Origin of the sequence: Phytobacter sp. SCO41 (assembly GCF_003073275.1) — a bacterium.
In the GTDB taxonomy this organism is placed as follows: domain Bacteria; phylum Pseudomonadota; class Gammaproteobacteria; order Enterobacterales; family Enterobacteriaceae; genus Phytobacter; species Phytobacter diazotrophicus.
Window position 1 is genome coordinate 2,090,329 of sequence record NZ_CP027225.1, and the last position, 14,926, is coordinate 2,105,254.

Here is a 14,926-nt window from a genome sequence, read left to right on the forward strand (position 1 = left end):
CAAATTGTTATAAGCAAACCCGCCTGTTTAAAATGGTTTAAATACGCTCTCTATATACGCCTGACTGTAACAATACGAATATTCATACTTTGGTATTAATTAGGGAGTAAAAAATACGAATCGCGGGTGAGATATTTTATTTTACGACCTGACCATACTGATTTCCGTAACGCAGCGTTAACAAATTAATTGAGTGTGTTATCGCCAGCGGAACGAATATTTAAACTCTTTTTTAATAAACGACCAGGTCCAGGGTGACAACATGAAAAACAAGTTGTTATTTATGATGTTAACAATGCTGGGTGCACCTGGGTTCGCCGCCGCTACAGGTTATGATATGGCAAGTTCGGAATATAACCTGGCGGTGAATGAATTAAGTGCCGCTGCCTACAATAAAGCGGCCATTATTGGTCAATCCGGTGCAAATAATAACGCACAAATTAATCAAACTGGCTCGAAGTTATTGTCAGTTATTTCCCAGAACGGCGGGAGCAATTCGGCAAAAATTGACCAGTCAGGAGCATATAACCTTGCATATATCGATCAGTCAGGCAGTGCTAATGACGCGAATATTACACAAGGCGCTTACGGCAACACCGCAATGATTATCCAAAAAGGGTCGGGTAACAGGGCGAGTATTACTCAGTACGGTACACAGAAAACAGCAGTCGTTGTCCAGAGACAGTCGCAAATGGACATACGCGTTATACAACGTTGATGCCATTGTGGCTTTAAAATCAATCCGATGGGGGTTTACCATGAAACTTTTCAAAGTGGCAGCAGTAGCAGCGATCGTCGTTTCAGCCAGTGCTTTTGCAGGCAGCGTCCCGCAGTTCTCAGGTCATGGCGGCCATAACTATGGCGGTCCGGATTCTGAACTGAGCATCTACCAGACCGGTAGCAGCAACTCCGCGCTGGCACTGCAATCCGATGCTCGCGATTCTACAACGACAATTCGCCAGAATGGCTCAAGCAACGGTGCTGATGTTGGTCAGGGTTCTGATGACAGCACTATCAGCCTGTCACAAAACGGTTTCCATAACAGCGCAACCATTGACCAGTGGAACAGCAGAGACTCTACAATTTCTGTCAGCCAGTATGGTGGCGGCAATGGTGCGTTGGTCAACCAGACTGCTTCTGGCTCTACCGTAAACGTTCATCAGGTTGGTTTCGGCAACAACGCCACTGCCAACCAGTACTAACAGACATATCGTTTGAAGAAACAGGGCTACGGCCCTGTTTCTTTTTGGGAGGCGTTATGAATACGTTGTTATTACTTGCCGCGCTGTCCAGCCAGATTACTTTCGACACGACCCGCGTCGGCGATATGTACACGATTACCCCACAGGTTTTACTCACTGAAAATTGCCTCTGTCAGGTACAGATTCTGGCAACGCGACAGGGGGAGGGCGGCCAGAGTCGCACCCAGCAACGCAAGACGGTTCAATTTATCGCAAATCAACCGACATCGTTGATGCGCTTAAGTATGAATATTGAAGCGCAGGATAATGTCGACATCGTGGTTACCGTTACGGATGGCCAGTCAGTGAATTTGTCTCAGCGCTGGACATCACAGCAAACGCTGTAACCTATTCATTTAATGAATGTTTCTCTGAAAAATAATTTGTTTCATGGCTGTTAAATTTGATTAATTAATGTATACATAAAGTTGACATATTGTTTTAAAAGGTGTCTGCGCGGTGCCCCTCTCACCACCTGCAAAGACCACTCATTATTGAGGTATATATGTCAACTTCACATATGCTGCTTATTCCAGCAGCCCTTTTCTGTGCCGCTGTATGCAGCTCTGTTGCGATAGCGGCGACCGGCGGTGTTATCTATTTTGAAGGGGCTGTTGTCGAAACCCCGTGTGATGTCCGTGTCGACGCCCATCGTGCGACGGTAGCCTGTGACCGCCAGGGACAGGCGAAAACTCAACAATTCTCCCTGAAAAACCTTGCCCAGGAGCAGAGTGGCTTCGACAACCTTGTGACGATGAAAATCAACTACCTCAACCCCGCGCATACGCTGGCTGTAATGGACATCACCTATAACTGATCTTTTTACAGGCTCAATGTGCGAAATAATGCAGACTGGGCCTGATCAATTTTCATACCCGGCTGCGCTACACTTGAGAGAAGAGAAAGCCACGAGGCAGAAACATGCAAGCGATAATGCAGGTTATTCAGGGGGATATCACCACCGTCAGCGTGGATGTTATCGTTAATGCGGCGAATTCATCACTGCTCGGCGGTGGTGGGGTGGATGGTGCTATTCATCGGGCGGCTGGTCCGGCATTGCTGGAGGCCTGTCGGCGCGTACGTCAGGAGCAAGGGGATTGTCCGCCTGGGCATGCGGTGATCACCACCGCCGGAAAGTTACCCGCAAAAGCCGTAGTACATACTGTCGGTCCGGTATGGCATGGCGGAGATGACCATGATGTTCACCTGTTGGAAGATGCCTATCGCAACAGCCTGATGCTGGCCGAAGCCAATAACTACGAATCCATTGCTTTCCCGGCGATCAGCACTGGCGTCTATGGTTATCCGAAAGCCGCCGCCGCAGAAATCGCCGTCAATACCGTCGAGGCATTTCTGGCTGACCATCCGCAAATACGTCGGGTGGTGTTCGTCTGCTTTGATGACGAAAACACCGGGTTGTATCGGCGACTGCTGACACAGCGTGGAACGCAGACGAATGCCGGCGGATAAGATGCCGAGGTTGCTAATTATCGCCTTTACGAAAATCATTCTGGTCATGGTATGCAGCTTGGATAGCCACGCTTTATGGAAAATGGGATGGCCAGCGCATCGCCGCGATACTTTTCCTTTTACCTGCCCATTTTCTTGTTAACGAACGCAGGCGTAGAACGCCTGCAGCGATGCGTTTCGGATTATCTACCCCACCAGACGCGGCGCGGGCAGATATACTTTGACAGCTATGACAATAAAAATATTCGATGAACCTGATTTCCCCTCGCAAGAGCCTGCGACCCCGCCGCCAGATACGCGGCTGGGGCGCGCTGTCAAGCCGTTGTGCGCGGCCCACCCAGGCCTGTGCGGGCTGGTGGCGCTTGATGACAGCCTGGATGCTTTTGTGGCGCGGTATCGACTGGCGGAAATGGCCCAACGAACCCTGGATGTGCAGTATTACATCTGGGAGGATGATATGTCCGGGCGGCTACTGTTACTTGCGCTTCTGGAGGCCGCGGATCGCGGTGTTCACGTCCGGTTGCTGCTTGATGACAACAATACGCTTGGCATGGATGATGTTTTACGCCAGCTTGACGCCCATCCGCATATTGAGGTTCGCCTGTTCAATCCCTTCTCATTTCGCACGTTACGAGCGCTGGGATATCTTACCGATTTCGCTCGCCTCAACCGTCGTATGCACAATAAAAGCTTTACTGCCGATGGTGTGGTGACGCTGGTCGGTGGCCGCAACGTCGGAGATGCCTATTTTGGCGCTGGGGAAGAGCCATTATTTACCGACCTTGATGTTATGGCGATAGGCCCGGTGGTACGTGATGTCAGCGAGGATTTTTCCCGCTACTGGCACTCTGAGTCCGTGTCGCCGCTGCATGCGGTACTGGATTTGCCACGCGAAGAGATCGCCGGGCGCATCCGTTTGCCGGAGGCCTGGTATCAGGATATCACCGCAGTGCGCTACCGGAACAAGCTGGAATCTACCCCTTTTGCCAGTCAGCTCGAGTCCGGGACGCTCCCCATAGTCTGGGCGAAAACCCGGCTACTGAGCGATGACCCGCGTAAAGGGCAGGGAAAAGCACGTACGCATACCTTGTTACCGGAGCGTCTGAATAATGTGATGGGTACGCCGCAACGGCAGGTGGATATTATCTCGGCCTATTTTGTTCCAGGACGTCGGGGGGTTGCCCAGCTTATTCGTCTGGCGCGCAAAGGTGTAAGTATCGCTATTCTTACCAATTCTCTGGCGGCGAACGACGTCTCAGTGGTTCATGCGGGCTATGCGCGCTGGCGCAAGAAGCTGCTTCGCCACGGAATAGAACTGTATGAACTTAAGCCAACCCGTGATGAGGCACACCCGGTCCATGATCGTGGGCTCACCGGGAATTCCGGCTCCAGTTTGCATGCCAAGACATTCAGTATCGACGGAGAAAAGGTCTTTATCGGATCGTTTAATTTTGACCCGCGCTCGGCCATGCTGAACACCGAGATGGGTTTTGTGATCGACAGTGCCGATCTGGCGCAGCGGATTCATCACCGTTTTTTGCGTAGTCAGCGTGCGGCAGCCTGGCAACTACGCCTTGATCGCTGGGGACGTATTAACTGGGTGGCGTTGCAAAACGGCAAGGAGACGGTATTGAAAAAAGAACCGCAGACGCGGTTCTGGCAACGGATGCTGGTACGGCTGGCGTCACGCCTGCCGGTTGAGTGGCTACTCTGATTAGGCAGCCACTCTTCGATTAACGCGCTGTCGCATGTGTGTTGCTGGTTTTACCTTCCGGCTTACCCGAGAAGAGGAAACGCAGCACCGGAATACGTAGGTGCGCTTCATAGAGCAGTAGCGCAGAACCAATGACAAACACCAGGCCGGTGGTGAATCCAAGCAAGTTTGAGTGAATGTGTGGGGTTATCCACGCACCGAACAGCAGCGTTAACGGATGATGTACCAGATAGATAAACAGCGATGCGTTAACGAAATAGCTCACGCGGGCAGACTGGAAATTCAGCATGCGATAACCCAGCGAAAAGACCACATTCACCATCCATAAACCCAGCAGCATGGTAATCACCGATTCGGTTTCATACATCCAGCCATCACCGCTGCCATAGTGTTGATTCAGCAGATAGGCGGCAAAGCCGATAAGCGAAGCAATAAAACAGGCAGGGGAGGGGTTAATAAAGAGCGATTTGAGGCGCGGATTAATGAAGGTTAGCGCGCCCAGCAGGAAAAAGGGAATATAAAACAGCGATTGCATGACGGCGAAATTGAACAGCGCGTCGCGCAATATATCAGGGTAAATAATGAATACGAGTCGGCGGAATGCCGCGTAAATGATGCCGAATGCCAGAAACGCCAGGGAGAGTTTGCCCAGCGTAATGTTGTCGAGCAGACGGGCCGCATTGCTTTTAATTCTGCGGAACAGCCACATGCTGACCGTCGTGAGAACGACCAGTACCAGCAAAAACCAGAGATGAGAAATCAATTCCCACACCAGGGTGTTAAATTTGTCGTACAGCGATAACGTATGCCAGTCCTGCGCGCGTCCGTTGACATATTGCAACATAATAAATTGCGGAAGCGTGAGCAGAGGAATGGCGGTCAGCATCGGGATGCCAACACGCTCGACGCGTACCGTCCACCAGCGTTGTAGCGGGTAGCGCAGATAAAGCATATAAGAGAAGTAGCCGGAAATGACGAAGAACACCTGCATACGGAAGGCGTGGATCGCGTCATTGAACAAGGTCAGCCACCATGAGGGGTGCGCGCTGTTCACGTGCCACATATGACTCGAATAAATCAGCGAAATGTGAAAAGGGATCCCAAGCAACATTAACCACGCGCGGATGGAATCAAGGAAATATTCACGTTGTGCGGGTATTCTGCTCATATGACTCCTTTAACTCTCAGACTTTTCGTCTTATCCATAAGACAAATAATGATTACATTCCTAATCAACCCTACACTATGACCGATAGACTGTCTCCAGGATAAGTACGCAAAACGATAAAGGGTTAGTTTCATTTGCTTATTCACTGAGCCAGCGCGCTGAACAAAGCGGGGATTCAGTTGTCGGAATGCCAAAGTTTCCATTAAAATGGATCGGATCGATTTAAGCACACAAAGGGGGAAGTGCTTAGTTATTATGAAACCTAAATTACGAATGATGAAAATGCGTTGGTTGGGTGCTGCGGTACTGTTGTCACTTTATACGTCATCAGGCTGGGCTTTTTCCATTGACGATGTCGCAAAACAGGCACAATCCTTAGCAGGCAAAGGTTACGAAGCGCCAAAGAGCAATCTGCCGTCCGTATTCCGTGAGATGAAATATGCGGATTATCAGCAGATTCAATTCAACCATGATAAGGCCTACTGGAACGCCATTAATACCCCATTTAAGCTTGAATTTTATCACCAGGGCATGTACTTCGACACGCCGGTTGCTATCAATGAAGTGACTGCCACCGCTGTTCGCAAAATTAAATACAGCCCGGATTATTTTAACTTTGGCAATGTGCAGCACGATAAAGACACGGTCAAAGATCTCGGATTTGCCGGTTTCAAAGTCCTCTACCCCATTAATAATAAAGATAAAAACGATGAAATCGTCAGTATGCTGGGTGCCAGCTACTTCCGTGTGATTGGCGCAGGCCAGGTATATGGTCTTTCCGCCCGTGGTCTGGCGATCGACACGGCTCTACCGTCAGGGGAGGAGTTCCCTCACTTTAAAGAGTTCTGGATCGAACGTCCAAAACCGACGGATAAACGCCTGACCATTTTTGCACTGCTGGATTCTCCGCGCGCGACGGGCGCCTATCGTTTTGTGATCATTCCAGGGCGCGATACTGTCGTTGACGTGCAGTCTAAAGTCTATCTGCGTGACAAAGTGGGCAAACTGGGCGTAGCGCCGCTCACCAGTATGTTCCTGTTCGGGCCGTCTCAGCCATCACCGGCAACCAACTACCGTCCGGAATTGCATGATTCCAACGGCCTGTCGATGCTGGCCGGAAACGGCGAGTGGATTTGGCGTCCGCTGAATAACCCGAAACACCTGGCGGTAAGCAGTTATGCCATGGAAAACCCGCAGGGCTTTGGTCTGCTGCAGCGTGGTCGCCAGTTCTCCCGTTTTGAAGATATTGATGACCGCTATGACCTGCGTCCGAGCGCCTGGATCACTCCGAAAGGCGACTGGGGTAAAGGGAAGGTAGAGCTGGTGGAAATTCCGACCAACGACGAGACCAACGATAATATCGTCACTTACTGGACGCCGGATCAACTGCCGGAACCGGGTAAAGAGATGAATTTCAAATACACCATCACCTTTAGCCGCGATGAAGACAAGCTGCACGCGCCTGATAACGCATGGGTAATGCAGACCCGTCGCTCTACTGGCGATGTCAAACAATCCAACCTGATTCGTCAGCCGGATGGCACACAGGCTTTTGTGGTGGACTTCACCGGTCAGGATATGAAGCAACTGCCGAAAGACACCCCCGTCACCGCGCAGGCTAGTATCGGTGATAATGGCGAAATCGTTGAAAACACCGTTCGTTATAATCCTGTCACGCAAGGCTGGCGTTTAATGCTGCGCGTCAAGGTTAAAGATCCGAAGAAAACCACCGATATGCGTGCCGCGCTGGTCAATGGTGACAAGACCCTGAGTGAAACCTGGAGCTATCAGCTACCTTCCAATGAATAAGACAACTGAGTATATCGACGCGCTGCCGCTTCCGGATGCGGAAAAGGCAGCGCTGCCGACAGAGAGTCTTCGTGCCGTGCATGAAGCCCTGGACGAGGAACGTCATAGCTGGACTCGTGATGATGATTCGCCGCTGGGTTCAGTGAAAGCGCGTCTTGAACACAGTTGGCCTGATTCCCTCGCGAAAGGTCAACTCGTTAAAGATGATGAAGGGCGTACACAACTGGAGGCGATGCCAAAAGCGAAGCGCTCATCAATGTTCCCTGATCCATGGAGAACGAACCCGCTTGGGCGCTTCTGGGATCGGCTGCGCGGTCGCGATGTTCAGCCGCGCTATATGTCGCGTTTAACGAAAGAAGAGCAGGCCAGCGAGCAAAAATGGCGTACGGTGGGTTCTATTCGCCGTTACATCCTGTTGCTGCTGACCCTGTCGCAAACCGTGGTCGCTACCTGGTACATGAAGACCATCCTGCCTTACCAGGGCTGGGCGCTGATTAACCCGTCGGACATGGTGGGTCAGAATCTGTGGGTTTCCTTTATGCAGCTACTGCCGTATGTGCTGCAGTCCGGCATCCTTATTCTGTTCGCCGTCCTGTTCTGTTGGGTGTCGGCCGGTTTCTGGACCGCGCTTATGGGCTTCTTACAGTTGCTGATAGGGCGGGATAAATACAGTATCTCCGCTTCCACTGTCGGTGATGAGGCGCTCAATCCTGAGCACCGTACTGCGTTGATCATGCCTATCTGTAACGAAGATGTTGATCGCGTTTTTGCGGGCCTGCGTGCGACCTGGGAGTCGGTTAAAGCGACCGGTAACGGTGAGCATTTCGACGTTTACATCCTGAGTGATAGTTACAACCCGGACATCTGCGTTGCCGAGCAGAAAGCCTGGATGGAATTGATCGCCGAGGTGCAGGGCGAAGGGCAAATTTTCTACCGCCGTCGCCGCCGTCGTGTGAAACGTAAAAGCGGTAACATCGATGATTTCTGCCGTCGCTGGGGTAGCCAGTACAGTTACATGGTGGTGCTGGACGCCGACTCCGTGATGACCGGTGATTGTCTGACCGGGCTGGTGCGTTTGATGGAAGCGAACCCGAACGCGGGTATCATTCAGTCATCGCCGAAAGCCTCTGGTATGGATACGCTCTACGCACGTTGTCAGCAGTTTGCGACACGCGTGTATGGCCCACTGTTCACCGCGGGACTGCACTTCTGGCAGTTGGGGGAATCGCACTACTGGGGTCACAACGCGATTATCCGCGTGAAGCCGTTTATCGAGCACTGTGCGCTGGCACCGCTGCCGGGTGAAGGCTCCTTTGCCGGTTCGATTCTTTCGCATGACTTCGTGGAAGCCGCACTGATGCGTCGTGCGGGGTGGGGCGTCTGGATTGCCTATGACCTGCCAGGTTCTTACGAGGAACTGCCGCCGAACTTGCTTGATGAGCTTAAACGTGACCGCCGTTGGTGTCATGGCAACCTGATGAACTTCCGTCTGTTCCTCGTCAAGGGGATGCACCCGGTACACCGTGCGGTGTTCCTGACGGGGGTCATGTCCTACCTGTCCGCGCCGCTGTGGTTTATGTTCCTGGCCTTGTCGACTGCACTGCAGGTGGTACATGCATTAACGGAGCCACAGTACTTTCTGCAACCGCGTCAGCTCTTCCCGGTGTGGCCGCAGTGGCGCCCTGAACTGGCTATCGCGCTCTTTGCCTCAACAATGGTCCTGCTGTTTTTACCGAAACTGCTGAGTATCATTCTGGTGTGGTGCAAAGGGCCGAAAGAGTATGGTGGATTTGTGCGGGTGACGCTCTCCCTGCTGCTGGAAGTGCTGTTCTCTGTACTGCTGGCGCCGGTGCGTATGTTGTTCCACACGGTGTTCGTGGTCAGCGCATTCCTCGGCTGGGAAGTGGTCTGGAACTCACCGCAGCGTGACGATGATTCGACTCCATGGGGCGAAGCCTTCATGCGCCACGGTTCTCAGCTGTTGCTGGGGCTGGTATGGGCAGTGGGTATGGCATGGCTGGATCTGCGCTTCCTGTTCTGGCTGGCGCCGATCGTCTTCTCGCTGATCCTCTCTCCGTTCGTGTCGGTCATTTCCAGTCGTTCAACGACGGGCCTGCGTACTAAACGCTGGAAACTGTTCTTGATCCCGGAGGAGTACTCTCCGCCGCAGGTGCTGGTCGATACCGACAAGTATCTGGAACTGAACCGCGGCCGTTCACTGGAAGATGGCTTTATGCACGCGGTGTTCAACCCGTCGTTTAACGCGCTGGCAACGGCAATGGCAACGGCACGTCACCGTAGCGGGCATATTCTGGAGATCGCCCGTGAGCGTCACGTTGAGCAGGCGCTGAACGAGACCCCGGACAAGCTTACCCGTGACCGTCGTCTGGTGCTGCTGAGTGACCCGGTTACTATGGCGCGCATGCACTACCGCGTATGGGCATCGCCTGAGAGATATCTCTCCTGGGTTAACTTTTATCAGGATGTGAAGCTTAATCCGCTTGCCCTGAAAACAAAGTAAGCCGACATTAAGGAAAATACCGGCCCCAGGGCCGGTATTTTTTTACGTAAATAATGTATGTGAGGTAGTCAGTGAGAATAGTCATTGTGGCGCTTATGGCATGTCTGCTGAGCGGATGTGGTAGCATCATCAGCCGGACGATCCCCGGCCAGGGGCATGGCAATCAGTACTACCCTGGTGTCAAATGGGATGTCCGCGACTCCGCATGGCGCTATGTCACCGTACTCGATCTGCCATTCTCGCTGGTGTTCGATACGCTCTTACTGCCCATTGACGCACATCATGGCCCATACGAATAATTAACGCTCGTCCCACTCATCCGCAGCAGCCTGGCCTTCTTCGGTATCAAGTGGAGGCTCAAGCTGGAATTCCCCTTCATCCCATTCGTGCAGCGTGTTCTCTTCCAGCCACTCCTGACGTAGCTCTATCTCATCAAAATCGCCGTCAAACACACTCTGTGCGGCTTCGCCCGATAACATTGGCAGACACTCGCCTTCCTCTTCGTCTGTGGCGAAGAATTCTGCCTGCCACATAATGTCTCCATCCTGGAGAACGTATTTCTGGACGTTGAATTGCTGCACATTCGCATCTTCTTCCTCAACGCCTGGATTATTGGCGAGGAACTCTTCGCGAGCAGCGTCAATTGCTTCTTCGAGCGTAGCGTACATAGTCATAAGTTTCTCCCTGTGGTTTGACGAGGTATTCAGGGAAAGAATAGTTGAATATGAGGTTTTGCAAGTACCCGAACAAAAAAATCAGTCATCGGTGTTAATCATCAATGACCCGGTCAGCGACCCTCTGGCGCGCAGGGCGTTGTAAACTGACCCAGGAGTAAAAGGCGTTAAACAGGACAATGCCCGCCGTGACGCAGAATACCGCACGAAAACTGTAGTTTGCCGAGACCGCCGCGCCGAGCAACGGGCCGGTTACGTTACCGATATCGCGGAATGACTGGTTGTAGCTGAATACGCGGCCTGCAATTTGTTGGGTTGTGTTATAGACCAGCAGCGTTTGTACCGCAGGCAGTAGCGCGCCATCGGCAGCACCGAGTAAAAAACGCAGTAGCCCAAGCTGCCACGGCGTTTGTACGAAGGCCATCGGTACCAGCAGCAAGACGGAAATCAGCAGTGCGGCAACCAAAATCTTTTCCGGACCGATACGATCGCCCAGGCGGCCAAGTCGCGGTGCACTCATCAGCGCCGCCACGCCGGGAACCGACGCTATCATGCCGCTGATAAACGCGATATTACCGACATTCCCCGCCAGTTCACGGACATAGAGTGTCAGAATAGGCGCGATAGATCCGGTTGCGACCTGGATTATCATCGTTGTGACAAACAGGCTCAGCACCAGACGCGGACTTTTCAGTGAAGCTAAAACCTCTTTGGCGTGAAGCATCTCTTTTTTCGCCACCGGAGTGAAATTTTCCCGAATGCAAAAGAGCGTCAACAAGAAGCAGATAAACAGAACCGAGGCGGTGATAAAAAAGACCATCCGCAGCCCATATACATCGGCCAGCAGACCGCCTGCCAGCGGTCCAAGCAGTGCTCCGGCTACACCGCCCGTCGATAGTGTTCCCATCGCCCAACCACTGCGGTTTCGTGGCATCTGTGTCGCGATCAGCGCGTTGGCATTAGGTATAAAGCCGCCGAGTAAGCCGAGCAGCGCACGCAACACAAGGAATTGCCAGATATTTTGCGCAAAGCCCATCAGGGCCATGACAATCGCCATCCCGAGTGCAGAACGCAGGAGCATAATTTTACGCCCTTTACGGTCAGCGAGGCCGCCCCAGAAGGGTGAAGCCATGGCGGAAAAAAGAAAGGTAATACTAAAGACCAGACCGGACCACATGTTGAGCGCGCTATGCCCGGTAACGCCAAGTAGCTCAACGTAGAGAGGCAAAAAAGGCATGACCAGACTAAATGCCGCGCCAGTTAAAAAACAGCCGACCCAGGCCACGGTCAGATTACGTTTCCAGTTTATGGGAGCAGGAGATGACATTACCGTTCACGTTACGCGTTTCACACGCGGAGAATTAGCGATTGAAAATAATAAGCCTGCTAATTATGCGCCTGGGTGATGACACCTGCAACGGAAAGCATGTGTAGAAATGCAACAAACGTAGCCCGGCGTTCCGGGCTACGGGGATTAATAGCGCGAAGGGACACCGTCCGGGCGGGTTTTGAAGCGACGGTGCAGCCACATATATTGCTCCGGGGCCATCAGAATACAGCGCTCAACAACCTTATTCATCCAGGCGGCGGTCTCTTCTGCGGTCTCCAGCGGTGGGGTGGTTTCACCTTCCAGCATGATCAACTCATAACCTTTACCGTCCGGTTTACGACGCGGTACGAAAGGTACCAGGCAAGCTTTAGACATTTTTGCCAGCATCCAGGTACCGGTCGTAGTCGCGGTCTGCTCGACCGCGAAGAAGGGCACAAAGACGCTGGAACGCGGGCCGTAGTCGTGGTCTGGCGCGTACCAGACGACATCGCCGCTTTTTAGCGCACGTACCATTCCTTTCAGGTCTTTTCGATCTATCATCGTCTTGTTTGAGCGTAACCGTCCCCACGTTTGCAGCCAGTCCAGCAGCGGGTTGTCATTAGGACGGTACACGCCAATGCCCGGAATATGCATGCCAAAGACGCGAGCACCCAGTTCGAGCGTTAAAAAATGTACGCCAATTAGCAAAATGCCCTTACCTTCGGCGAAGTGCATTTTGGTATTGTCCATGCCCGTAACATCAACCCAGCGATTGATCCGGCTGTCCGGCCAGAACCACGCCATCCCGGTTTCCATCAACCCCATCCCAACCGACTCAAAGTTCTTTTTGACCATTTCCTGACGCTCTTGCTCAGGCATCTGCGGGAAACAAAGCTCAAGGTTGCGATGTGCGATACGGACGCGGCGTTTCATCAGGCGCATTGCCAGTCGCCCCATACCGCAACCCAGGCGATAGAGGACCGGATAAGGCAGTTGTACCACCAGCCACAACAGCCCAATTCCGCACCAGGTTAGCCAGTAACGCGGATGGAGCAGTGACGGGGAAAATTTTGGTAAATGCGTCATATCGTTCCTTACTCAGCAAAAATCTCCTGCATTGTCGCATTTTTATCGAATCAACCAAAACCTCTACCAGTTGAATGCGTAATTGCCAGGCTATTGTTATTGAAAGATGATTTTAATGAGGGAAATGTAGCGCAAATTGTGTGGATGTAAATTGCCACTAATTGCTTTATGATGCCGCCCGATTTTATTGACTACCGCATTGCAGGATACGTACACCATGCCAGTGTTACACAACCGCATCTCGAATGATGAACTGAAAGCGCGCATGCTCGCCGAAACCGAGCCGCGCAAGACCGTCTCATTCTATAAATATTTCTCCATCGTCAACCCGCAGGCCACCCGCGACGCACTCTATACCGCCTTAACAAAGCTAAATGTATTCGGTCGCGTATATTTAGCTCATGAAGGGATCAACGCGCAAATCAGCGTGCCAGAAAGCCAGTTCGAAGCACTGAAAGCCTATCTGTACAGTTTCGATCCTGCTCTGAATGGCCTGCGTATGAATATCGCCATTGACGATGATGGTAAATCATTCTGGGTACTGCGCATGAAAGTGCGCGATCGCATTGTCGCTGACGGGATTGAGGATGCCTCGTTTAATGCCAGTGACGTCGGTGAATACCTGAAAGCCGCCGAAGTGAACGCGATGCTGGACGATCCGGAAGCGGTCTTTATCGACATGCGCAACCACTATGAATACGAAGTGGGTCATTTTGATGGTGCGCTGGAAATTCCTGCCGATACCTTCCGCGAGCAGTTGCCAAAAGCGGTTGAAATGATGCAGGAACATAAAGACAAAAAGATTGTCATGTACTGCACCGGCGGGATCCGCTGCGAAAAAGCCAGCGCCTGGATGAAGCACAACGGTTTTAGCAAGGTCTGGCACATCGAAGGCGGGATCATTGAATATGCCCGTCGCGCCCGTGAGCAGGGGCTGCCGGTACGCTTTATCGGTAAGAACTTTGTGTTCGATGATCGTATGGGGGAGCGTATCTCTGACGATGTGATTGCCCATTGCCATCAGTGCGGTGTGCCTTGTGACAGCCATACTAACTGTGTGAATGACGGCTGCCATTTGTTGTTTATTCAGTGCCCGTCGTGCGCTGAAAAGTTCAAAGGATGCTGTAGCGAAGCCTGCCTTGAAGAGAGCCAGTTGCCGGAAGAGGAACAGCGTAAGCGGCGAGCCGGGCGGGAAAATGGCAACAAGATTTTCAACAAATCACGCGGACGTCTGAATACAAAGCTTGGTATCCCGGACCCTGAGTAAAAGATTTTCGCCTGCGTAAGCAACAGGCTCGCAGGCGAATCATCAGGGGCGGATAATCATGTATGATCCGCCCCTGCTGCGTGCGTGGTTTTACTTCTGCTGTACGCCTTCCACAGAGATGATCAAATCGACTTCCTGCGATGCAGGACCAAGGTCGGTAGTGATATTAAAGTCTTTAAGTTTAATTTTCCCTTCTGCTTCAAAACCGGCGCGTTTGCCACCCCACGGATCATCACCCTTGCCCATCAGTTTGGCTTCCAGTTTCACGGGTTTGGTTACGCCGTTTAAGGTCAGATTGCCGGTGATATCCAGTTCATCACCATCTTTTTTTACCTCAGTAGAGGTGAAGGTTGCCTGCGGGTGTTTCGTCACATTAAGGAATTCGCCACTGCGAAGGTGTTTGTCGCGTTCCGCATGGTTGGTATCGACACTGTTGGTATTGATGGTGACGTTGACTTTATCGGCAGCAGGATTTGCCTCATCAAAAGTAAAAGAGCCGTCAAAATCTTTAAATGTGCCGTACAACCAGCTGTAACCGAGGTGCTGGATGCGGAAATTGATGAAGGCGTGTTGGCCTTCTTTGTCGATTTTATATTCCGCTGCCATCGCGGAGCCCGCAGAGAACAGTAACGAAGCGAGGGTGAAACCCAGCAGGCTTTTCTTCATA

The 14,926-nt window shown here is 52.1% G+C and carries 15 protein-coding genes; 10 read left to right on the plus strand and 5 right to left on the minus strand.

Annotated elements, in window-relative coordinates; translation table 11 throughout:
- The first annotated feature begins 262 nt into the window (after positions 1-262).
- From csgB to C5523_RS10170, 6 genes are all read left to right on the plus strand, one after another.
- Positions 263-718 carry a curli minor subunit CsgB gene (gene csgB, locus C5523_RS10145; RefSeq protein WP_041851774.1) on the plus strand — a complete coding sequence of 152 codons (456 nt, stop codon included), beginning with the start codon at positions 263-265 and terminating at the stop codon, positions 716-718.
- A 40-nt stretch (positions 719-758) separates the two neighbouring features.
- On the plus strand, positions 759-1,202 hold the full coding sequence (csgA, locus tag C5523_RS10150; RefSeq protein WP_041851773.1) for a curli major subunit CsgA: 444 nt from the start codon (positions 759-761) through the stop codon (positions 1,200-1,202).
- A gap of 56 nt (positions 1,203-1,258) precedes the next feature.
- Positions 1,259-1,588, plus strand: coding sequence for a curli assembly chaperone CsgC (gene csgC, locus C5523_RS10155; protein ID WP_107222881.1), 330 nt, complete (start codon positions 1,259-1,261; stop codon positions 1,586-1,588).
- Between the two features lie 158 nt (positions 1,589-1,746).
- The gene (locus C5523_RS10160; protein WP_079496414.1) at positions 1,747-2,058 is read left to right on the plus strand and encodes a type 1 fimbrial protein; all 312 of its coding nucleotides are present in this window, start codon (positions 1,747-1,749) and stop codon (positions 2,056-2,058) included.
- A 104-nt stretch (positions 2,059-2,162) separates the two neighbouring features.
- Entirely contained in the window at positions 2,163-2,711 is a 549-nt protein-coding gene (ymdB, locus tag C5523_RS10165) for an O-acetyl-ADP-ribose deacetylase (protein WP_108701054.1), read from the plus strand.
- A gap of 229 nt (positions 2,712-2,940) precedes the next feature.
- Positions 2,941-4,425 carry a phospholipase D family protein gene (locus C5523_RS10170; protein WP_108701055.1) on the plus strand — a complete coding sequence of 495 codons (1,485 nt, stop codon included), beginning with the start codon at positions 2,941-2,943 and terminating at the stop codon, positions 4,423-4,425.
- Positions 4,426-4,444: 19 nt separating this feature from the next.
- On the opposite strand, the gene mdoC is transcribed toward C5523_RS10170, so the two are convergent.
- Positions 4,445-5,593, minus strand: a complete 1,149-nt coding sequence (gene mdoC, locus C5523_RS10175) for a glucans biosynthesis protein MdoC (RefSeq protein ID WP_108701056.1) — start codon at positions 5,591-5,593, stop codon at positions 4,445-4,447.
- Positions 5,594-5,866: 273 nt separating this feature from the next.
- On the opposite strand from mdoC, the gene mdoG reads away from it, so the two are divergent.
- The 3 genes from mdoG (at position 5,867) to C5523_RS10195 (ending at position 10,222) form a co-directional block, all read left to right on the plus strand.
- Positions 5,867-7,402: a glucans biosynthesis protein MdoG gene (gene mdoG / locus C5523_RS10185; protein WP_103245499.1), complete on the plus strand. Its 1,536-nt coding sequence runs from the start codon at positions 5,867-5,869 to the stop codon at positions 7,400-7,402.
- Positions 7,395-9,923 carry a glucans biosynthesis glucosyltransferase MdoH gene (gene mdoH, locus C5523_RS10190; RefSeq protein WP_071195456.1) on the plus strand — a complete coding sequence of 843 codons (2,529 nt, stop codon included), beginning with the start codon at positions 7,395-7,397 and terminating at the stop codon, positions 9,921-9,923. Before mdoG ends, mdoH begins: the two co-directional genes overlap by 8 nt.
- 95 nt (positions 9,924-10,018) lie before the next feature.
- Positions 10,019-10,222 carry a YceK/YidQ family lipoprotein gene (locus C5523_RS10195; RefSeq protein ID WP_233473607.1) on the plus strand — a complete coding sequence of 68 codons (204 nt, stop codon included), beginning with the start codon at positions 10,019-10,021 and terminating at the stop codon, positions 10,220-10,222.
- On the opposite strand, the gene C5523_RS10200 is transcribed toward C5523_RS10195, so the two are convergent.
- From C5523_RS10200 to C5523_RS10210, 3 genes are all read right to left on the minus strand, one after another.
- Positions 10,223-10,597, minus strand: a complete 375-nt coding sequence (locus C5523_RS10200) for a MysB family protein (protein WP_041851766.1) — start codon at positions 10,595-10,597, stop codon at positions 10,223-10,225.
- Between the two features lie 94 nt (positions 10,598-10,691).
- A complete protein-coding gene (mdtG, locus tag C5523_RS10205; protein WP_041851765.1) occupies positions 10,692-11,924 on the minus strand; it encodes a multidrug efflux MFS transporter MdtG in 1,233 nt (410 codons plus the stop codon).
- A gap of 147 nt (positions 11,925-12,071) precedes the next feature.
- Positions 12,072-12,992: a Kdo(2)-lipid IV(A) acyltransferase gene (locus C5523_RS10210; protein ID WP_041851764.1), complete on the minus strand. Its 921-nt coding sequence runs from the start codon at positions 12,990-12,992 to the stop codon at positions 12,072-12,074.
- Positions 12,993-13,209: 217 nt separating this feature from the next.
- Between C5523_RS10210 and C5523_RS10215 the strand changes: the two genes are divergently transcribed.
- The gene (locus tag C5523_RS10215; protein WP_079496420.1) at positions 13,210-14,259 is read left to right on the plus strand and encodes a rhodanese-related sulfurtransferase; all 1,050 of its coding nucleotides are present in this window, start codon (positions 13,210-13,212) and stop codon (positions 14,257-14,259) included.
- Positions 14,260-14,349: 90 nt separating this feature from the next.
- Here the strand turns inward: C5523_RS10215 and C5523_RS10220 are convergent, their stop codons facing one another.
- A complete protein-coding gene (locus C5523_RS10220) occupies positions 14,350-14,925 on the minus strand; it encodes a YceI family protein (protein ID WP_041851762.1) in 576 nt (191 codons plus the stop codon).
- Between the last annotated feature and the right edge of the window lies 1 nt (position 14,926).